1 protein-coding gene is annotated in these 467 nt (G+C 51.8%); it reads right to left on the bottom strand.

The features are described 5' to 3' along the window. Nucleotides 1-467: HAD-IC family P-type ATPase (locus FDX01_RS13510; protein ID WP_137399923.1), on the bottom strand; the 467-nt coding region annotated here is incomplete at both ends.

Below are 467 nucleotides of genomic sequence, written 5' to 3'. Positions count from 1 at the left end.
CATCTATTCCCAGTTTCCGTGCGACTGCTTCAGCAGTAAGCTGGTTATCCCCGGTGAGCATAACAATGCGGATCCCCGCCTGACGCAAAGCTTTAAGCGCATCCGGCGTGGTTGTTTTCACGGGATCCGAGATAGCTATCAGGCCTGCAAGGTCCCCGTCTGTGGCCACATAGATAACGGTAGCGCCTTCCATCCGCAACGTATCCGCAACGGCCTTTTGATTATCAATAACGATACTGTTTTCCTGCATAGCCAGTTCATTACCAATAACAACCCGTTGACCTTCGACATCGCCTGAGACACCTTTACCCGACGGTGCATCGAAATGAGTGACTGCGGGTATTGCGATCCCCTTTTCCTGTGCTGCTTTAACTACTGCCATACCCAGCGGATGCTGCGAGCCTTTTTCCACTGCGGCTGTTACACGCAAAAGAGATGTTTCCCCACCCGGATTGAGACTGATAATC

Origin of the sequence: Citrobacter sp. wls613, from assembly GCF_005281195.1 — a bacterium.
Taxonomy (GTDB): Bacteria; Pseudomonadota; Gammaproteobacteria; order Enterobacterales; family Enterobacteriaceae; genus Citrobacter; species Citrobacter gillenii.
The sequence above is the reverse complement of the archived record's forward strand: the minus strand, read 5'-3'. Positions and strand labels throughout refer to the sequence as shown.